Annotated in this window: 17 protein-coding genes and 1 riboswitch; of the genes, 9 read left to right on the forward strand and 8 right to left on the reverse strand. The window is 68.4% G+C overall.

Translation table 11 applies throughout. The annotated features are described in order from the left end of the window. The first annotated feature begins 1 nt into the window (after position 1). On the forward strand, positions 2–421 hold the full coding sequence (locus KNN16_RS02780) for a FeoA family protein (protein ID WP_299286170.1): 420 nt from the start codon (positions 2–4) through the stop codon (positions 419–421). 6 nt (positions 422–427) lie between these two features. Here the strand turns inward: KNN16_RS02780 and KNN16_RS02785 are convergent, their stop codons facing one another. The 8 genes from KNN16_RS02785 to KNN16_RS02820 all read right to left on the reverse strand — a co-directional run bounded on the left by KNN16_RS02785 (position 428) and on the right by KNN16_RS02820 (position 9,938). Then, a complete protein-coding gene (locus tag KNN16_RS02785; protein WP_303898637.1) occupies positions 428–2,875 on the reverse strand; it encodes a lamin tail domain-containing protein in 2,448 nt (815 codons plus the stop codon). A gap of 155 nt (positions 2,876–3,030) precedes the next feature. Continuing rightward, complete coding sequence (locus KNN16_RS02790) at positions 3,031–3,567, reverse strand: GNAT family N-acetyltransferase (protein WP_303898638.1); 537 nt, start codon at positions 3,565–3,567, stop codon at positions 3,031–3,033. Between the two features lie 257 nt (positions 3,568–3,824). Continuing rightward, positions 3,825–4,070 carry a type II toxin-antitoxin system RelE/ParE family toxin gene (locus KNN16_RS02795; protein ID WP_303898640.1) on the reverse strand — a complete coding sequence of 82 codons (246 nt, stop codon included), beginning with the start codon at positions 4,068–4,070 and terminating at the stop codon, positions 3,825–3,827. Positions 4,071–4,218: 148 nt separating this feature from the next. Further along, complete coding sequence (locus KNN16_RS02800) at positions 4,219–5,040, reverse strand: deoxynucleoside kinase (protein WP_303898642.1); 822 nt, start codon at positions 5,038–5,040, stop codon at positions 4,219–4,221. Positions 5,041–5,067: 27 nt separating this feature from the next. Further along, positions 5,068–5,868 (reverse strand): SDR family NAD(P)-dependent oxidoreductase, encoded by an 801-nt coding sequence (locus KNN16_RS02805; protein ID WP_303898644.1) that lies wholly within the window; start codon positions 5,866–5,868, stop codon positions 5,068–5,070. Between the two features lie 49 nt (positions 5,869–5,917). Continuing rightward, positions 5,918–8,278, reverse strand: coding sequence for an NACHT domain-containing NTPase (locus KNN16_RS02810; RefSeq protein ID WP_303898646.1), 2,361 nt, complete (start codon positions 8,276–8,278; stop codon positions 5,918–5,920). A 13-nt stretch (positions 8,279–8,291) separates the two neighbouring features. Beyond that, a complete protein-coding gene (locus KNN16_RS02815; RefSeq protein ID WP_303898648.1) occupies positions 8,292–8,990 on the reverse strand; it encodes a response regulator transcription factor in 699 nt (232 codons plus the stop codon). A 171-nt stretch (positions 8,991–9,161) separates the two neighbouring features. Further along, complete coding sequence (locus KNN16_RS02820) at positions 9,162–9,938, reverse strand: phenylacetate--CoA ligase family protein (protein WP_369685878.1); 777 nt, start codon at positions 9,936–9,938, stop codon at positions 9,162–9,164. 195 nt (positions 9,939–10,133) lie between these two features. Further along, positions 10,134–10,268: riboswitch (TPP riboswitch) on the forward strand. 132 nt (positions 10,269–10,400) lie between these two features. Between KNN16_RS02820 and KNN16_RS02825 the strand changes: the two genes are divergently transcribed. From KNN16_RS02825 to KNN16_RS02860, 8 genes are all read left to right on the forward strand, one after another. Further along, the gene (locus KNN16_RS02825) at positions 10,401–11,033 is read left to right on the forward strand and encodes a thiamine diphosphokinase (RefSeq protein ID WP_303898650.1); all 633 of its coding nucleotides are present in this window, start codon (positions 10,401–10,403) and stop codon (positions 11,031–11,033) included. A gap of 297 nt (positions 11,034–11,330) precedes the next feature. After that, positions 11,331–11,624, forward strand: a complete 294-nt coding sequence (locus KNN16_RS02830; protein ID WP_303896281.1) for a hypothetical protein — start codon at positions 11,331–11,333, stop codon at positions 11,622–11,624. Between the two features lie 112 nt (positions 11,625–11,736). Then, complete coding sequence (locus KNN16_RS02835; protein WP_303898628.1) at positions 11,737–11,967, forward strand: hypothetical protein; 231 nt, start codon at positions 11,737–11,739, stop codon at positions 11,965–11,967. Further along, a complete protein-coding gene (locus KNN16_RS02840) occupies positions 11,964–12,239 on the forward strand; it encodes a hypothetical protein (RefSeq protein ID WP_303896286.1) in 276 nt (91 codons plus the stop codon). Before KNN16_RS02835 ends, KNN16_RS02840 begins: the two co-directional genes overlap by 4 nt. A 512-nt stretch (positions 12,240–12,751) precedes the next feature. Further along, positions 12,752–13,879 carry a thiamine ABC transporter substrate binding subunit gene (locus tag KNN16_RS02845; RefSeq protein WP_303898652.1) on the forward strand — a complete coding sequence of 376 codons (1,128 nt, stop codon included), beginning with the start codon at positions 12,752–12,754 and terminating at the stop codon, positions 13,877–13,879. A 65-nt stretch (positions 13,880–13,944) separates the two neighbouring features. Continuing rightward, positions 13,945–14,589, forward strand: coding sequence for a Uma2 family endonuclease (locus KNN16_RS02850; protein WP_299286971.1), 645 nt, complete (start codon positions 13,945–13,947; stop codon positions 14,587–14,589). 54 nt (positions 14,590–14,643) lie between these two features. Next, complete coding sequence (locus KNN16_RS02855; protein ID WP_299286968.1) at positions 14,644–16,380, forward strand: iron ABC transporter permease; 1,737 nt, start codon at positions 14,644–14,646, stop codon at positions 16,378–16,380. Between the two features lie 11 nt (positions 16,381–16,391). Then, the gene (locus KNN16_RS02860) at positions 16,392–16,964 is read left to right on the forward strand and encodes an LOG family protein (protein ID WP_299286965.1); all 573 of its coding nucleotides are present in this window, start codon (positions 16,392–16,394) and stop codon (positions 16,962–16,964) included. The last annotated feature ends 6 nt before the right edge of the window (positions 16,965–16,970 follow it).

The following is a 16,970-nucleotide window of genomic DNA, read 5'->3' on the forward strand; positions in this document are numbered from 1 at the left end:
GATGCGGACGCGCTGTCCGATGTGCGGTCACGTCTTCGATCCGGCCGAGCTGCAGTGCCACACCGCGTGTCCAATCGGCGCGCGATGCGCCCTGACGTGTTGCCCCCAGTGCGGCTACCAGATGCCGGACCTGGAGCGCTCGGTCGGCGCGCGGTGGCTGCGGGGGCTGCTGGGCCGGCTCCGCCCGTCCGGGCCGGTCTCCGTCCCCACGCTGGCCGACCTCCCGCCCGGCCGCTCCGCCGTGGTGACGGACGTGGAGGAGATCCAGGGGGAACGGCTGGCCCGGCTGGCCCAGATGGGCTTGCTCCCCGGCGCGGAAGTCCGGGTTCTCCGGAGGCGCCCCGCGCTGATCGTGGAGGTGGACGGCATGACCCTGGCCCTGGATCCCGCCGTGGCCGCGCGCATCCGGGTGGCCCCCTGACGGCCCTTAGGGTCCGGGGACCGTCCTGGGGGAGGGGAAGGGCTGGATCCGCCAGTCGGCGCAGGTGTCCGTGTCTCGCCCCGCCGGGTAGCGCTCGAGGCTCTGCCCCCGAGGCGGAGCCGGGCAGCGGGGCGCGCTCCCCCATTCCACCCGGTCCACCTCTCCCTCCGGCCCCAGCAGGACCACCTCATCCTGCGTGTTGTTGAGGTTCCAGGTTCCCCGTCCCCAGGTCGAATCGGGAAGGAGATCCGGGACCTCGGGATCGGTCCCAGCCAGCTCGAAGTCCGGCGGGATCCCGTAACGCATGCGGAAGGCCTGGGCGGAGACGGCGATGATCCGGACCTGGCCGGGGGCGATGGTGGCGCCGGGCGGAAAGCGATACATCCCCTCATAGTCCCCCGGCGTCGCCGCGTCGCCGATGCGATGCAGCGAGAGATCCAGGGGCTCGCCGCCGGGGTTGTAGATCTCCACCCACTCTTCGTTGGGGTCGATCCCGAAGGCGTTGACCAGCACCTCGCTGATCAACAGATGCGGCGGGCGGTGATCCCGAAAGACCAGGGGCAGGTAGATCTTCGGCCGGGCGAGCTCCCAGTCGAACCGGAACAGCTCCGCCAGGGCATGGAACCCTTCCTCCGACCGGAAGATCAGCATCAGCTCCCGGTTCAGCTTGTGGGAGGTCTCCGTCCCGTTGGCCGAACCCAGGATCACGTAGGGCTCTTCCCCTCGACGGAGGAGGAACATCTTGTTGTGCAGGCCGCCCCCGCCGGGGTTGCCCAGACGCACCTGGAGGGTGGCGGAGAGGGTCGGGCTCGTCGCTCGGAGGGCTTCCAGATAGGCGGCGGTGGCGCTGTTCCCCCGTGGGGCGTTCGGATCATCGTAAAAGCGATCCAGCATGATCTGCACCGATGCCCCGCGCCCGGCGGCCTCGATGAGGGTGGCCAGGATCAGGTTGGGGGAGATCACCGGGGCGATGCCGGGATCCGCCGCGCTGGGCCCCCACCAGGGCGGCAGGGCCAGCTGCTGAACCCGGAGGACGTCCCCCGCGCCGGCCGAACGCAGCGGACGCCACATCGGGTTCTCGAAATCCAGGATGCCCTCCGGTCCGACGATGAGGGCGACCTCGGTGGCGGTGATCGGGATCGGCTCCCGGAAACGGACCGGGTAAGCGGTCCCGCCCAGGGAGAGGGGCGGGGTGTAGGTGAGGGGAGGATCTTCCATCAGGGGGACGACGTCCCGGAAGACGGGGTCCGTGTCGAAGCGGAAGAGATCGGTCAGGAAGCCTGCCATCTCGGCGGACTCGAAGGCCACCAGGACGCCGCGCTGGCCCAGCGTGCCATCGTCCTTCGGATCATCGGGCATCGCCCGGGGGCTCAGGTTCTCCGTCCCGATCAGCACCCGCCGGTCGTCTGCCACCAGGAATTTGGCGTGGGCGTAGGCGTAGCGGCGCAGGGCCGGCGGGCTGGCCGCGGGCATGTTGCGCATGATCAGACACTGGCCACCGGCCTCCCGCAAGAGCCGGCAGGCGTAGCGGGCGTCGTCCGTGAGGCCGCCCGGAGGCGTGCCGTCCAGCAGCAGGGTGACCGAGACCCCGCGGCGGGCGGCGGCGGCGAGGCGCTCCGCCAACCGGGGATGCTCGAACGTGAAGAGCTCCCCCCGGATGGAATGTTGCGCCGCATCGATCCAGGCCGAGACCGCCTCGAAGGCGTGATCCGGGGCGATGATCAGGGTCATCGGGAAGGTCCCGCTCAGGCGGAACGGGGTCCCGAAGCGCTCCGGGGCCCAGCCCGGGAACCGCATGCGGCGCCCGGTCCACGGATCCTCCCGATCGCTGGCCCAGTCGGAGGCGGTGTCGGTATCCAGGGGAAGTCCTGTGGCCGGATCCGTCCGTCGGACCAGGAGACGCCCTTCGGTGCGGGTGCCCGGGACGCCGTAAACCTGGAGGAGGCGCCCCTGCCAGCCCAGGGTCTCCGTGTAACCCTCTCCATACAGCACCGCGTCCACCAGGGTGCCGGCGGCGTCGCGGAGGACTACCTCATCGCCGGCGTTGGCGAAGCCCGGCCACGTCCCGCTGATCGGCCGCACCCCATCCAGCCCGTCCGGGAAGACCGCGGCGTCCGGAGGACGGCCGAAGGCGAGGGTGAACGAGAGGGCGTGGTGGGCGATCCAGAGGGAGGCGGGCGGGGTGATGAGGAAGCCCGCGGGGAAGCGCACCCCACCGGTCCCCGTGATGCGATCCCGCAGCGTCCACCCGCTGAGATCGATGGGTTCCGTCCCGAGGACGGTGAGCTGCACCGCTTCGTCGGGCTCGCCGGAGAAAACGCCGTCCGGATGGACGGCGGTGATCCACACCGGAGGTCGGCCGGCCTGGAAGGCGCGGGGCGGGACGAGGAAGGCGATGAGGGCGCCGGTCAGGCCCAGCAGCAGAGAGAGGATCAGGCGGCGGACGCGGTGCATCCCCGGGTTCCTCTTTCCGGATGAGTGTCTGCTCTGTAAAGATGATAGACACTTGCCCCGGAGAAACCGTTTCCGACCGGGGGTGCCGCATCCGCCGGCTCCCGGGCTCCGTCTTTCATTAGATGAAGGTTCGCGGTGGGCCCTCCGATCGCGGGTCACGGGCTGAGATCGGGTGGGGCGGGGCGAGCGGTCAGGGCTTCGGGGGCGAGGACCTCGGGCAGGTCGTCGAGGGAACGGGTCATCCGGACCCATTTCCCCCAGCGGCCGTTCTCCTGGAAGCCGAGGTTCCGGTAGAGGGCCCGGGCCCGCTCGTTGCGCTCCCCCACCCAGAGCTCGCACTCCCGACAGCCCCGGGCGCGCAGGTAGGCCATCCCCCGCAGCAGCAGCGCGCGCCCCAGCCCCATGCCCTGATACTCGGGGTCCACCACCAGCTCATGGATCGCCCCCACCGTCCCGTGGTCCCAGTGGGAGTCGGTGGCGATGAAGCCGACCGGGCGCGGGCCATCGTAGGCGATGAAGGAGCCCGTGGGATCGCGGTGGCGGAGCCATTTCAGGTAGGCCTTCACTTCTGCGCGATGGCGGTAGAAGTAGTCCCCCAGCGGCTGATAGGCGCGGAAGTAGAGATCGATCAGATCCGCGGAGCCGGATAGGGGCTCCTGGACGATGCGGATGGCTTCGATGGAGCGCGGCAAAGAAGATCACCTCCTTCCAGGGCGCGTTTCATCCCGCGGCGATGTCCGCCCGGTCCCGATTGGAGCCTGGAGGTTCTGTGGCCACAGGAGGCCTGGGGCAACTGCGCGCAGTTGTCCCAAAGCGCTCGCGGACGGAGAACCGGAGGCAGAGGCTCTGATCCACCGGTCCGGCCGGGGAAACCCGGGCGTTGGGCTTCGGGAAGGGCCTGCCGATCCTCCTGCGTTACCGGACGGATGCCGTTCCGGCATGGCGGCTCTCAACGATAGGCATCGTTCCGCTTGCGGATGTCCTCAACCCAAAGCGTATGCTCGTCCCAGGTCAGGTAGATCCGATACTCGCCTGCCCGATAAGACAATAATTCTCCCCGATCATGGCGGATCTTCGTCAGCAGGGGGCGCTGGGCTCGCTCCAGCTGACGGATCCGCCGCATGACCTGCTCCCGATGCTTGGGATGCAGCTCTTCCAGCGCGCGCTGGGCTCGCTCTGTGATCCGAAGCACCATTTGAACCTCACCACCCTCTCCCGTCATCCATCGCCCGTTTTCTAACCTTATTTTACATCGGCCGGTTCCCCTCCGGCGAATTGGAGGCCCGGATCCCGGGAGAAGGAGTCTCGGACCAGGAGATCGGTTTCTAAGCGTTTTGAGGATTTCAGGTCCCAGGACTCAATTTTTCTGAGATCTGTTCCAGCTGGGCCCGGCAGGTTTCGATGAGCTGGGTGATCCGAACGGGGTCGCGGGGGGTCCTCCAGAGCGCCTGCTGGAGGGCGTCCAGCGTGCGGGTGAGGTCGCTCCAGGCCTGGAGGAGGGGATCCGGGCTGGGGGGTGGGGCGGGACGGGGGGCTGGGAAGATGGGGAGGGGTTGGGGGGCGGGGCCGAGGCCCAGGGCGCCGCGGACCTGATCCAGGATCTCCTGGAAGACCGTTTCGTCCTGGACGAAGTTGCGGGTGGCGTCGATGATCAGGAAGGGACCGGGGTAGGCGGCGAAGAAGGACTCGTAAGCGAGGCGCAGGCGCTCGATGTAGCCGCGGTCCATCCCGCGCTCGTAGGGGCGATCCCGCAGGGCGATGCGGGCCATCAGCGTGTCGGTATCCGCCCGAAGATAGAGGACCAGGGTGGGCGTGGGGATCTTCTCCGCCAGGGCCTGGTGGAGCTGCTCGTAAAGGGCCAGCTCGTCCCCGGTCAGGTTCAGGCGCGCGAACAGGCGGTCCTTGGCGAACATGTAATCGCTGACCACCGGCCCGTGCTCCAGGTGGGCGGCGAGCTCCTGATGCTGCCGGTAGCGGCTGAGCAGGAAGAAGATCTGGGTGGGGAAGGCATAGCGGGCGCGGTCCTGATAGAAGTGGGGGAGGAACGGGTTCTCCTCGAACCGCTCCAGGAAGGGACGGGCCTGCAGGGCAGGGGCCAGCATGCGGGCCAGGGTGGTCTTGCCGACGCCGATCACGCCTTCGATGGCCAGAAACCAGTGGGGCATAAACGCCTCCGGCCCCCGGGATGATCGCTAACTCGAGAGGAATCCACCATCCACGGCGAGGACCGCTCCGTTGACATAGCTGGCCAGATCGCTGGCCAGAAAAAGGGCGGCCCGGGCCACCTCATCCGGATCCCCGAACCGGCCCATGGGAAGCCGGGCGTTGAAGTGGAAGGCGAGGATCATCCGCCGGATGTTCAGCCTTCGGAGGGTCTCCCGCTGGAGCCGGCGCACGCCTTCTGTTCGGATCCCCCCAGGGATCAGGACGTTGGCCCGGATCCCCCGGCGGCCGAACTCTCTGGCGATGGCGCGCGTCAGGGCCACCACGCCCAGTTTGGCGGCGTCGTAGTGAACGAGCCCCTCCGCAAAGGGCAGGAAGGCCTCCACCGAGCTGATGTTCACGATAGCACCCCCTCGTCCCCGGGGTAAAGCGCGGATGAACGCCTGGCACATCCAGAAGACGGCGTCCAGGTTCACCGCCATGGCCCCGTCATAGAAGGCTTCATCGATCTCCTCGAAAGGCCGGAACGTGTAAACCCCTGCGTTGTTCACCAGGATCTCCACCGAGTGGCCTTTGAGCCGCGCCCACAGGGCCTCGATCTCCTCCTTGCGGGAGAGATCCGCTCGATGGATGTGGACCTCCACCCGGCTCTCCCGGAGCGTTTCGCGAAGGCGTCGAAGGCCCTCTTCGTCCCGATCCACGAGCTCCAGGTTCGCCCCGGCCTCCGCGAACCGGAGGGCGATGGCCCTCCCGATCCCGGACGCCGCCCCGGTGATGAGCGCTCTCTTCCCTTTCAGGGAGAGAAGGTCCGGAAGCGCGGGATCCGCCATAGACGGTTCCCTCCTTCGAGGAGATCTCGCCGTGTTCGGGTTCAAGGGGCTACAGCACCCGGGCGCCGGTGCGGCGGGCGATGGCCTCCAGGGCGCGGAGGGCGAGATCGCGGGTCAGCGCGTCCACCCGGGGATCGAAGGCCACAGCCCGGATAGCGGCCAGGTCGTCGGCCTCCCCGATCCGGGCCAGGGTGAGCAACGCCGCCCGCTGCACCTCTGGCTCCCCTCGTTCCAGCGCCCGATACAGGCTTTGCCGGGCCGACCCGCCCCCAACTCCTTCTCCTTCCCGCACCGCCCACTCGATCAGCCACCCCAGCTGCTCGAGGACCACCGGGCGCAGGTCGGGCGAGGCGGGCTCCCGGCCGGCCCCCCAGCGGGCCAGGGCGTCCTGGGCGGCCGAGCGCACCAGCCACTCCCGATCCTCTCGAGCCAGGGCCTCCAGCCGGGTCTTCGCCCACTCCTCCCGAAAGCCAGCCAGGGCGAAGGCGGCCGCCCGCCGCACGCGCCAGTCCGCCTCCTCCGTCGCCTCCTGGAGCAGCTGAGGGCCCTCCGGGTAGTTCCGCAGCGCCTCCGCCGCCAGGATCCGGATTTCCTCTTCGGCCTCCAGGAGCAGAAGAACCAGCCGTTGCATGGCGGGTTCGGTGCCGTGCTCCCCCAGGGCGATCACCGCGGCCCGGCGGACCTCAGGATCGGGATCCGACAGGGCCTGCTCCAGGAAGGGCAGGTCGCTCTCCTGCCCCAGCCATCCCAGCCCGCGGACCGCAGCGAGACGGATCTCAGGGTCCGAGTGGCGGAGGGCTTTGCGGAACAGCACCGGCACCCCCCGGTCGCCGGTGCGGACCAGAGCCTCGGCGAGGCGCCGGCGCAGGGTGGGGGGCAGGCCGGGCTTCAGAAAGGCCCGGGCCAGGGCGGCCATCCCGTCCGCGCGCCATGGCGCCTGGGGCGAGGCCACGGCGATCCACTCGGCTACCCGCAGCAGCCGCGTGTGGAAGGCGTCGTCGGGCTCCGACAAGGCGCGTTCGACGATCCCGATCATCGGTCCAAGGGCCGCGTAGAACGTGAAGACGGCTTCCCATCGCGGATCATCGAGATGGCGCGCAAGGGGCGCCGGATCGCCGGCTTGGGCGATTGCCCACGCCGCCAGATACGCCTGGAGGAGGGGATGGCGGAAGTGTCCGTGCTCCTCATCGATGGGGACGATGGGCCGGCCGGGGGCGGTGAGGGCTTCGATGGCGGCGTCCATCTGACGTCGGGCGGCCGGGGCCGCCAGCTCCGGGAGGGTCTGGCGGATGGTCTCTTCCAGATCCTCCAGGGTGATCGGAAAGCGTTCCTCCTCCAGGAGCCGCAAAGCCACCCGCCCGAGGACCAGCCGGGCGCCGGGCATGGTCAGCGCGGTCTTCCCGATGATCCCCTGGAGCAGGCGTTCCAGGATGGCGTCGTAGAGCCCCGGATCCCCTGGGCGTTCGGATCCCAGGGCGAGGGCAGCCGCCACATCCGCCGGACGCCAGCGTCCCGTCCGATCCTGGCGCCATGCGGCGGATCGCTCCCGGAGATCCGGGAGGGGGATCCCCGTCGCCTCCGCCCATCCCTCGAGGAATCGCTCAACCTGGGCTCTGGACCAGGGAGCCAGCGGGAGGGCGACGAAGCCCATTGCCTCCAGGGGCTGGGTGGGGAAGTGATCCCCCGCCACCACGATGCGAAGCTCAGGATAGGCCTCGACGAGCCGTCCCAGCCAGCGGATGACCTCCGGCCGGCGGGGAGGAGGGACCTCCTCCAGCTCGTCGAGGAGCAGGAGGGCGCTTCCATCCTTCAGGGCGGTCCGGATCATCCCGTCCAGGCGGGGTCGGAGGATGAGGGGGACTATCCGGCCCAGGAACCTGAGGAGCAGGGCCTCGGGCGAGGCAGTGGGATCGGGTTCGATGAGCGGGAGGCGCACGTAGAGGGGAAGCGGCGCCTCCCCATCTGGGCGCCCGGCCAGGGCCTCCCAGATCAGGTAGCAGAGGGCGCCGGTGCGGCCGCTGCCGGGAGGGCCGTAGATGAAGAGCCGTCGGGTTGCCCGCAGCGCCTGCCGCAGGGGGATGGGATCCTCCGAGGGGGGCGTCTGGATGCGGGTGGAGGGATAGGGGGGCGGCGGGAGCAGGGCGGGCTCGATCAGGCAACGGGCGAGCCGGGGATCCAGGGCGGACCAGGCGATCCAGTGGGGGAGCTGTTCGGCCAGCCACTGGCGATACTGGGACTCGGCGGCGAGGCGCAGGCGCTGGCCGGCCTGCTCCAGGCGGCCTCTCAGCGCGGCGTAGCGGGCTTGCAGGGGACGCCGGACCGCATAAAGCAATCCGACGCCGAGCAGGGCCAGCATGGCCCCGATCAGGGCGGAGAGGGGATCGAAGCGCCATGCGCCGGGGAATCCCACAGCCCTCCTCCTCTTACTCCACCGTCCCCAGCTCGTCCGGGCCGACGAGCCGGTAGCCGATCCCCCGCTCCGTTCGGATGAAGAGCGGGTGATCGGGGTCCGGCTCGATCTTCTGGCGGAGATACCAGATGTAGAGCTTGAGGTAGCCGCGGTCCTGGACGTGCTCCTCCCCCCATACCTCCCGGAGGAGGAAGTCGTGGGTGAGGGGGCGGCCGGCGAAGCGGGCGAGGGTGGAGAGGAGCCGGAACTCCGTGGGCGTCAGCTCCACCGGGCGTCCGTCGACCCGGACCTCCTGGGTGATCAGGTTGACGTAGAGGCGGCCGTTGTCGTAGACCCCGCGGGCGGTAGTGGACTCGTAGCGCCGCAGGACAGCCTGGACGCGAGCCAGGAGCTGGCGGGGGCCGAAGGGCTTGGTCAGGTAATCATCCGCGCCGGCCTCCAGGCCGCGCACGATATCGGACTCCGCTCCCAGGGCGCTGATGATGATCACGGGGATCTCGGAGGTGGCGCGGATGGCCCGCAGGACCTCCCAGCCGTCCATGCCAGGCAGCATCAGGTCCAGAAGGATCAGGTCGGGCCTCTGCGCTTGCAGGAGAGCGAGGCCTTCCGGGCCGCTGTGGGCGACGAGAGCCTGGTAGTTGTTCTGTTCCAGCTGCCAGGCCAGGAAGCGGGCGAGCTCCACGTCGTCTTCGATCAGCAGGATCTTTTTCACGTCCGACCCCCCACGGATTCAGCCTGAGCCTGCTCTTGGGTATCACCGGAGGTGGAAGCGCCGGGCTCCTGCTTTATGTTTTTACCACAAAACGCGGATCATCGCCTGCGCGTTGCGCATGGACGCGGGGGCGGTCGAGGGATATGAGGCCAGCCCGGAGCGCGTCGCGCCCTAATCCCAGCGTCGGAGATCCAGCAGGCGCGGGCTTCCCGGAGGGAGTTCTTCAGGAGGGATCAGGAGGATCTCCGCCTGGAAGCGCAACCCATCCCGGATGGCCTCTCGCAGGCGCGCCCGCACGGCCTCCGGATCGGAGGGCGGCTCCCGGAGGACCACCCGGAAGGTCAGGCGGTCGACGTGGGCTTCCCGGTCGATCACGGCCTGGTAGGCCTGGACCTCGGGGAAGCGGGCGAAGACGGCTTCCATCTGGCGGGGGTGCAGGAACATCCCCCGCACCTTGACCGCTTCGCCCACCCGGCCCAGGATCCCGGCCAGGCGTGGGGTGGCGCGCCCGCAGGGGCAGGGCTCCGGCAGCCAGCGGGAGAGATCCCCGGTCCCGAAGCGGATCAGCGCGTAGGCCGGATGGAAGAGGGTGACCACGATCTCCCCCAGCTCGCCCGGGGGAACCGGCTCACCGGTCTGGGGGTCGCACAGCTCGACGTAAGCATCCTCCGGCACGTGAAGCCCTTCCTCCCGCTCGCATTCGTAACCCAGGCAGCCGCACTCCGCGGTGCCGTAGCCCTGGCGCACGGACAGCCCGAATCGTTGCAGGTCCTGACGCAGGGAGGCGGGGAGGGGTTCGGCGGTGATGAACGCCTTGCGCAGCGCCAGATCCCGCTGGGGATCCCATCCGAAGGACCTCTCCGGGATGCCGCGCGGGGGAATCCATGCCGCCCACTCCCTCCGGCCAGGAAGGGAAGAGCCTTCGGCCGCGAGGAACCCTGGCCCTATTTTGAATCTGTTTGCTTGTCAAGCATTAGGGCCTGAAAAACGCTGAAACCGCTCATCTCTTAGGCCCTGGAACCCCCTGCGGATGTGGGGGGAATCATCTGCTCTCGATTGGGAAGAGCGGTCGCGGGGTCGATGGTTGACGAGGAGCGAAGATCACGGATAGACTGGAGCGTGTAACGCTTTTCGCTGCAGCAGGCGGATTCCCGGGGGAGTCCGCGGGGAAGCGGGCTGAGAGGGCGCCTTCCGGAGGGGATTCCCCGAAGGCCCGGCGCCGACTCCTTGAACCGGATCCGGGTCATGCCGGCGGAGGGAAGGGAGCGATGCCTCCTCTTCAAGCGCGATGGGCCCCTTCGACGCTTTCGCCTCTGCCCCCGGTGCGGATTCCTCTGGCAAGCCGCAGCCCATCCGGCGGGGTCCATGCGAAGCGTTTCTTCCTTCATCTCGGACCATGGGGGCGCGGGGATGATCGTGGTGGTGGCGGGCGGGGACGTTGAGGGCGAGGCGTTGCGCCGGGCGACCTCCGGCGCGCGTTGGATCCTGGCCGCGGATGGGGGGGCGGCCCACCTGCGGGCCATCGGCGTCCTCCCCCATCGGGTGATCGGGGATTTGGATTCCATGGATCCGGAGACCCTCGCCTGGCTGGAGGCCCACGAGGTCTCCATCGAGCGTCATCCGGTGGATAAAGACGCCACGGATCTGGAGCTGGCCCTGGACTACGCCCGAACCCTGGGGACGACCATCCGGGTGTTCGGGGCATGGGGCTCCCGGCTGGATCAGACCCTGGCCTCGCTGCTGCTTCTGGCCCACCCGCGATGGGCAGGCTGGGACGTCCGCTTCGTGGGGGCGGGGCGGGAGGCCTTCGTGATCCGGGAGGAGGGCTGGATCGAGGGGGAGCCGGGAGATCGGGTCTCCCTGATCCCGCTGATCGGGGACGCGGAGGGGGTGACGTTAGAGGGGCTGTTCTACCCTCTGACAGAGGGGACGTTGCCCTTTGGAGTCACCCTGGGGGTGAGCAACCGGATGATCGCCCCCCGGGCCCGGGTGCGGGTCCGACGGGGCCTCCTTCTGGTGATCCACGAGCGGGGAGAGGGTTAAACCCGCAACCGGGGATGGCTGCAACCGGCCGACAGGATCATGGAGGACCGCCGGTTCGGGACGAAAGTGGCTTCCGCCGCGACCCAGGTAATCACCCCCCTGAGTAGTGCTCGGTGGTATAATCGGGGCCAGATTCCGACGGAGGTGGGCCCGATGAATCGAAAGCCCAATTCCCAGAACCCCCCCTGCCCTCGCTGTGGGGCCACCCATGTGGTAAAGAACGGCAGTAAGGGTGGGCGGCCCCGTTGGGTCTGTCGGAACTGCGGGCGCTCGTTTGGGCCTACCCTGGGCACGGCGATGTATCGCTTGCGTGTGACCCCTGCGGAAGTGGCGCGCACCCTGCTGGTGGTGATGCGTCGGGGGAGCCTGAGCGCCGCTGAGGAGATCACCGGCCACAAATATGAAACCATTGGCCGATGGCTCCGGATGGCCGCCCAACACGCTGAGGCCCTCACCGAGGTCCTGGTCCACGACCTGCATTTGAGCGAGGTCGAGGTGGATGCTTTCTGGTCGTTTGTCAAAAAAAGTGTCCAGAGGCTGGAGATCCAGACGCCTCGGCGGGCGGGGTGGGCCCGCGTTGGGGATGTTTGAGCCAGGACCGGGCGACTCGTTTTGTGGTGGCGTGGGGCTTTGGGTCTTCGGAGGATGAGGTCGCGCCGAAGGTGGTGGCGCAGACCCGCCAGCGCACATCTGGCAGGGGGGCGTGATCTGGATCAGCGATGGACGGCCGGTCTACCGACGGGCGGTTCGTCAGGTCTATCGGGACGCGCAACCGACGGGAAAGCGGGGGCGTCCGCCCCTGGTGCTCACGCCTGGGGTGGGGTTGACGCAAGCGGTCAAGCGTCGTCATCAGGGCCGGATGGTGCGCGTGGAGGTGCGTCAGGTTCTGGGGAGGCGGTGGATTGCCCCTATCCGGTGCATGAGGAACGGTTGAATGGCATGTTGCGCGATCGGTTGAATGCGCTGACGCGTAAGACCCATGCCTTTGCGAAGACGACAGGGACCTGGGATGCGCTGGTGATCCTCTGTTTGTTTGAGCACAACTGGCTGCGGCCCCATCGGGCCTTGCGGGAAGCGGGGGAGGGCCTGCCGGAGGGGCGGCGGTATCGGCCGCGGACGCCGGCGATGGCCATCGGGTTGACCGATCATATCTGGACCTGGGAAGAGTTCTTGACCTTCAAGCATTATCAATACCAAAAGGAGTGACTACCGCGACCCACAAAGCAGGCCGAAATTCATTTCGGCCCGCATCCTGTCATCAAATCGAAGACGGGCGTTCGGGGCGAAGGTCCCTCCTACCGAAGCACGTTTTTGTAGGAGCGGCTTCAGCCGCGACCCTTGTGTCATCGAGAACCAGGGCTCGGGGTTGCCGGAGTCGCCTTCACCGCGACCATCGTGTCATCGAAGACGGGAGTTCGGGGCGAAAGTCCCTCCTACAGAAGCACGTTTTTGTAGGAGCGGCTTTCGCCGCGACCTTCGTGTCATCGAGAACCGGAGGTTCGGGTCGAAGGATCGCGGCGCTTTCTCTCCGATGATCGCAGATGGGATGGAGGGCAACTGCCCGCAGTTGCTCGGCTTGGACCGCAGGGCGCAACGGGAGGGGAGAGGCTGGCCTCTGCTCCTCTCCGATCGTTCAAGGACATGGGCCAAAGCGAAAGCCCCTTCTGCCGTTGTAGGGTGAAGCGGCTTTCAGATCTTCCCATCCGGAGGGAGGAACGATGAAGCGCCGAGCGATTCTCATCGGCGTGCTGATGGTGTTCACAGCGGCCTGCACCACGCCTGCGGCGCCGCCGGCGCCCTCGCCGGCTCCGGCGACGCCGGCCCCCACGCTCTCCCCGAGCCCATCGGCCCCCACGGCCACACCGGCGGGCCCGCGGGAGCTGGTGCTGATGACCCACGACAGCTTCGCCGTCAGCGAAGAGGTGTTGCGGGAGTTCGAGCAGCGCTACAACGCGCGGGTCCAGATCCTCAAAGCAGGCGATGCGGGGGCCGCTCTCAACAAGGCCATCCTGGCCAAGGGAGCGCCCCTGGCCGATGTGTTCTTCGGGGTCGACAACACCTTCTTCAGCCGGGCCATCCGGGAGGACCTCTTCGAACCCTACCGGCCGAAGGGCCTGGAGGAGATCCCCGCGGAGTTCATCCTGGACCCCGAGCTCCGGCTGATCCCCATCGATTACGGCGACGTCTGCGTGAACTACGACAAGAAATACTTTCGGGAGAAGGGACTGAAGCCGCCGGAGACCCTGGAGGACCTCGCGCGGCCGGAGTATCGGGGCTTGCTGGTGGTGGAGAACCCGGCCACCTCCTCCCCGGGCCTGGCGTTCATGCTGGCCACCATCGCCCACTTCGGGGAGGAGCGCTGGCTGGATTTCTGGCGGGCCCTGAAGGCCAATGATGTGAAGATCACCGAGGGCTGGGAGGACGCGTATTACAAAGAGTTCAGCGGGGCCACGGGGAGCCCGGGGACACGCCCGCTGGTGGTGAGCTACGCCACCAGCCCGGCGGCGGAGGTGTATTTCAGCCAGGGCCAGCTCTCCGAGCCCCCCACCGGGAACGTCCTGGGGAAGGACGCCTGCTTCCGCCAGATTGAGTTCGCCGGCATCCTGAAAGGGGCGCGGAACCGGGACCTGGCGGAGCGCTGGATGGATTACATGATCAGCCTGCGCTTCCAGGAAGACATCCCCCTCCAGATGTTCGTCTTCCCGGTCCACCCGAAGGCCAAGCTCCCGGACTTCTTCCAGAAGTTCGCAGAGGTCCCGAGGGAGCCCGCCCGCCTGGATCCCGCCCGGATCGATGCCAACCGGGAGCGGTGGATTCAGGAGTGGACGGATTTGATGTTGCGATGAGGATCGAGGAAAATGTGAAGAACGCAGATCCGGCTCGCCCGAACCGGGGTGCGGGAGGTCCGGCGATGAGGGTTCGGTTGATGACGGAAAGCGGCGAGGAGATCCGGGGCGCTTTCCTGCTCCGTCTGGGAGGATGGACCGAGGCCCGTTACTTGGAAGAGGCGCCGGAGGACCACATCTGGGAGTTTGAGGACGGGGAGGTGATCGTGCACTCGCCCGCCACGCTCTCCCACCAGCGCCTGGTGGGATTTCTATCCTTTCTGCTGCGGGGCTACGTCGAAGCGCATGGGCTGGGAGAAGTCTTCAATGGGCCGGCGGTTCTTCGCCTGCGGCCGGGGGCGGTCAAAGAGCCGGACCTCTTCTTCGTGCATCGGGATCGTCTCCCGGGGAGCCGCTCTGACTGGGTGGAGGGCCCGGCGGACCTGGTGGTGGAGGTCGTCTCTCCATCCACCCGGCGCTATGATCTCGAAGAGAAAGCCCGGATATACGAGGAGGGCGGAGTTCGGGAATACTGGGTGGTGGATCCTGAGCTCCGGGTGGTGACCATCCACCGGCTCGATCACCCCGGCTACCGGGTGGGGGAGATCTCTCAGGGGCGGATCCCGTCCACGGCGGTCCCGGGGTTCTGGATCGAAGCGGAATGGCTATGGCGGGATCCGCTCCCCGCTGCTCTGGAATGTCTCCGGCAGATCCTGGAGGCGTCCGGGTAAACCGGGCGTCTGTCGGGGATCGATCGGGGCTGCCTGCTCAGGATGCGAACCCGCATGGGAAAAGTGGGCCGACGAGATCTCCTGCTGGCGCTGCCGCTTCTGTTCTTTTCCCTCTTCTACGCATATCCCATCATCTCGATCCTGCGCCTGAGCCTCATGCCCGCAGGCGTCCTGGAAGGGGAGGCGATCCTCCGGACCCTGGGAAGCCCGTCCTTCCGGAAGGTCCTGGGGTTCACGGTGGGGCAGGCGGCCCTTTCCACGGCGGTGACCCTTCTCCTGGGGCTCCCCCTGGCGGGCCTCTTCGCCCGTTATCAGCTGCCGGGCCGCCGCCTGTGGCAGGCGATGGCCACCGTCCCCTTCGTGCTCCCCACGGTGGTGGTGGCGGCGGCCTTCACGGCCCTCCTGGGCCCTCGGGGCTGGGTGAATCAGGCCCTGATGGCCCTGTTCGGCCTCCCGGAACCGCCGATCCCCTTCGTGAACACCCTGACCGCGATCGTCGTCGCCCACGTGTTCTACAACCTCACGCTGGTGCTGCGCATCGTGGGGAATGCCTGGAGCCATCTGGATCCCACCCTGGAGATGGCGGCCCGGACCCTGGGGGCGGATCGCTGGCGGGTCCTCACGCGGGTGACCGGGCCGTTGTTGCTCCCGGCCATCCTGGCCGCCGCGGCCCTGGTGTTCCTGTTCGATTTCACCAGCTTCGGGGTGGTGTTGCTGCTGGGTGGTCCTCAGTATGCTACGCTGGAGGTGGAGATCTACCGGCAGGCCGTCGGCCTCTTCCGTTTGCCGGCGGCGGCCACCCTCGCCCTGGTCCAGCTGGCCCTGAACTTCGCGCTCCTCTATCTTTACACGCGGCTTCAGGCCCGCTGGGTGGTTCCTCTGGAATGGCGGCCGGAGGCTTCCACCGGTCGCCCGTTGCGGACGTGGAGGGAGCGCCTGATGGCCGGCCTGGGGCTGGCGATCCTTTTCCTCTGGATCGGCATGCCGTTGCTGGCCCTGGCCCTGCGCTCGGTGACCCCGATGACCCTGCGCAAGCCCGGAGAGCCGGCTTACTACACCGGGTGGATCACCCTGGGCTACTATCGGGAGCTCTGGATCAACCGGCGCGGCGCCGTCACTTACGTGGCGCCCATCGAGGCGGTTCGCAATTCGTTGCTCTTCGCCGCCGCGACCATGGGCCTCTCGCTGTCCCTGGGCGGGCTGGCCGCTTACGGGCTGGCGGGCCGGCGTCGCATCCGCTGGCTGGATCCGCTGCTGATGCTTCCCCTTTCCACGTCAGCGGTCACCCTGGGGTTCGGGTTCCTGGTCGGCTTCAGCCATCCGCCTGGGTTCCTGAAAGCGTGGCCGGGGCTCGTGGCGGCGGTGCAGGCCCTGCGCACCTCGCCGCTGCTGGTGGTGATCGCCCACACCTTGATCGCCTATCCGTTCGTGGTGCGCATCCTCCTGCCGGCCCTGGAGGGGATGAACCCGCGCTGGCGGGAGGCGGCGATGACCCTGGGGGCCTCGCCGGCGCAGGTCTGGTGGCGGGTGGAGGCGCCCCTGCTGGGCCGGGCGTGGCTGGCCGCCGCCGTCTTCGCCTTCTGCGTCTCCCTGGGGGAGTTCGGGGCCACCGCCCTCATCGCCCGGCCCACCATGCCCACCATGCCCCTGGCCATCGCCCGCTTCCTGAGCCAGCCCGGGGAGCTGAACCTGGGCCAGGCGATGGCCATGAGCACGCTGTTGCTCCTCCTCACCTTCCTCGGTATCCTTCTCATCGAGCGGTTCCGCTACCAGGGGATCGGGACGTTCTAAAGGAGGAGGGGATGCGGCAGCGGGTGGTTGCGGTGTTCGGCGGCCACGCCCCGGCGCCGGGATCCGCGGATTACGAGATGGCCCGGGAGCTGGGCCGCCGCCTGGCCGAGGCCGGCTTCATCGTGATGAGCGGCGGGTATGGGGGGACGATGGAGGCGGTCAGCCGCGGGGCGCGGGAAGCCGGCGGGCTCGCCATCGGGGTCACGGTGGACCTGTTCGACCGCTGGGGGTTGAAGGCCAACCCCTATCTCGATGTGGAGATCAAGTTCCCCACGCTCTTCCAGCGCCTGCATTACCTGGTGACCGCCGGCGACGCCATGGTCGCCCTGCCCGGCGGCATCGGGACGCTGAGCGAGATGGCCATGGCCTGGAGCCTCCTCCAGACCCGGGAGCTGGCCCCCCGGCCCTTTCTCCTGATCGGGACGCGCTGGCGTCGCCTGCTGGAGGCCTATCACGATCCCCTCTACATCCGGGAGGAGGACCTGGGCCTGCTGCAGGTGGTGGAAAGCGTGGGGGAGGCGGTTCTTCGATTGCAGGCCATGATGGCGGAAGGGACGCCGGTGGGATCGGGGCCGCGAGGTTGAGATCGT

It is taken from the genome of Thermoflexus hugenholtzii (assembly GCF_018771565.1).
GTDB classification, from domain to species: Bacteria; Chloroflexota; Anaerolineae; order Thermoflexales; family Thermoflexaceae; genus Thermoflexus; species Thermoflexus hugenholtzii_A.

Coding starts and splice junctions, on each gene's coding strand:
- KNN16_RS02830 (WP_303896281.1), top strand. CDS start 11,331: ATGTATCGCTTGCGTGTGACCCCTGCGGAAGTGGCGCGCACCCTGCTG.
- KNN16_RS02850 (WP_299286971.1), top strand. CDS start 13,945: ATGAGGGTTCGGTTGATGACGGAAAGCGGCGAGGAGATCCGGGGCGCT.
- KNN16_RS02800 (WP_303898642.1), bottom strand. CDS start 5,040: ATGCCCCACTGGTTTCTGGCCATCGAAGGCGTGATCGGCGTCGGCAAG.
- KNN16_RS02780 (WP_299286170.1), top strand. CDS start 2: ATGCGGACGCGCTGTCCGATGTGCGGTCACGTCTTCGATCCGGCCGAG.
- KNN16_RS02795 (WP_303898640.1), bottom strand. CDS start 4,070: ATGGTGCTTCGGATCACAGAGCGAGCCCAGCGCGCGCTGGAAGAGCTG.
- KNN16_RS02860 (WP_299286965.1), top strand. CDS start 16,392: ATGCGGCAGCGGGTGGTTGCGGTGTTCGGCGGCCACGCCCCGGCGCCG.
- KNN16_RS02825 (WP_303898650.1), top strand. CDS start 10,401: ATGATCGTGGTGGTGGCGGGCGGGGACGTTGAGGGCGAGGCGTTGCGC.
- KNN16_RS02845 (WP_303898652.1), top strand. CDS start 12,752: ATGAAGCGCCGAGCGATTCTCATCGGCGTGCTGATGGTGTTCACAGCG.
- KNN16_RS02785 (WP_303898637.1), bottom strand. CDS start 2,875: ATGCACCGCGTCCGCCGCCTGATCCTCTCTCTGCTGCTGGGCCTGACC.
- KNN16_RS02855 (WP_299286968.1), top strand. CDS start 14,644: ATGGGAAAAGTGGGCCGACGAGATCTCCTGCTGGCGCTGCCGCTTCTG.
- KNN16_RS02805 (WP_303898644.1), bottom strand. CDS start 5,868: ATGGCGGATCCCGCGCTTCCGGACCTTCTCTCCCTGAAAGGGAAGAGA.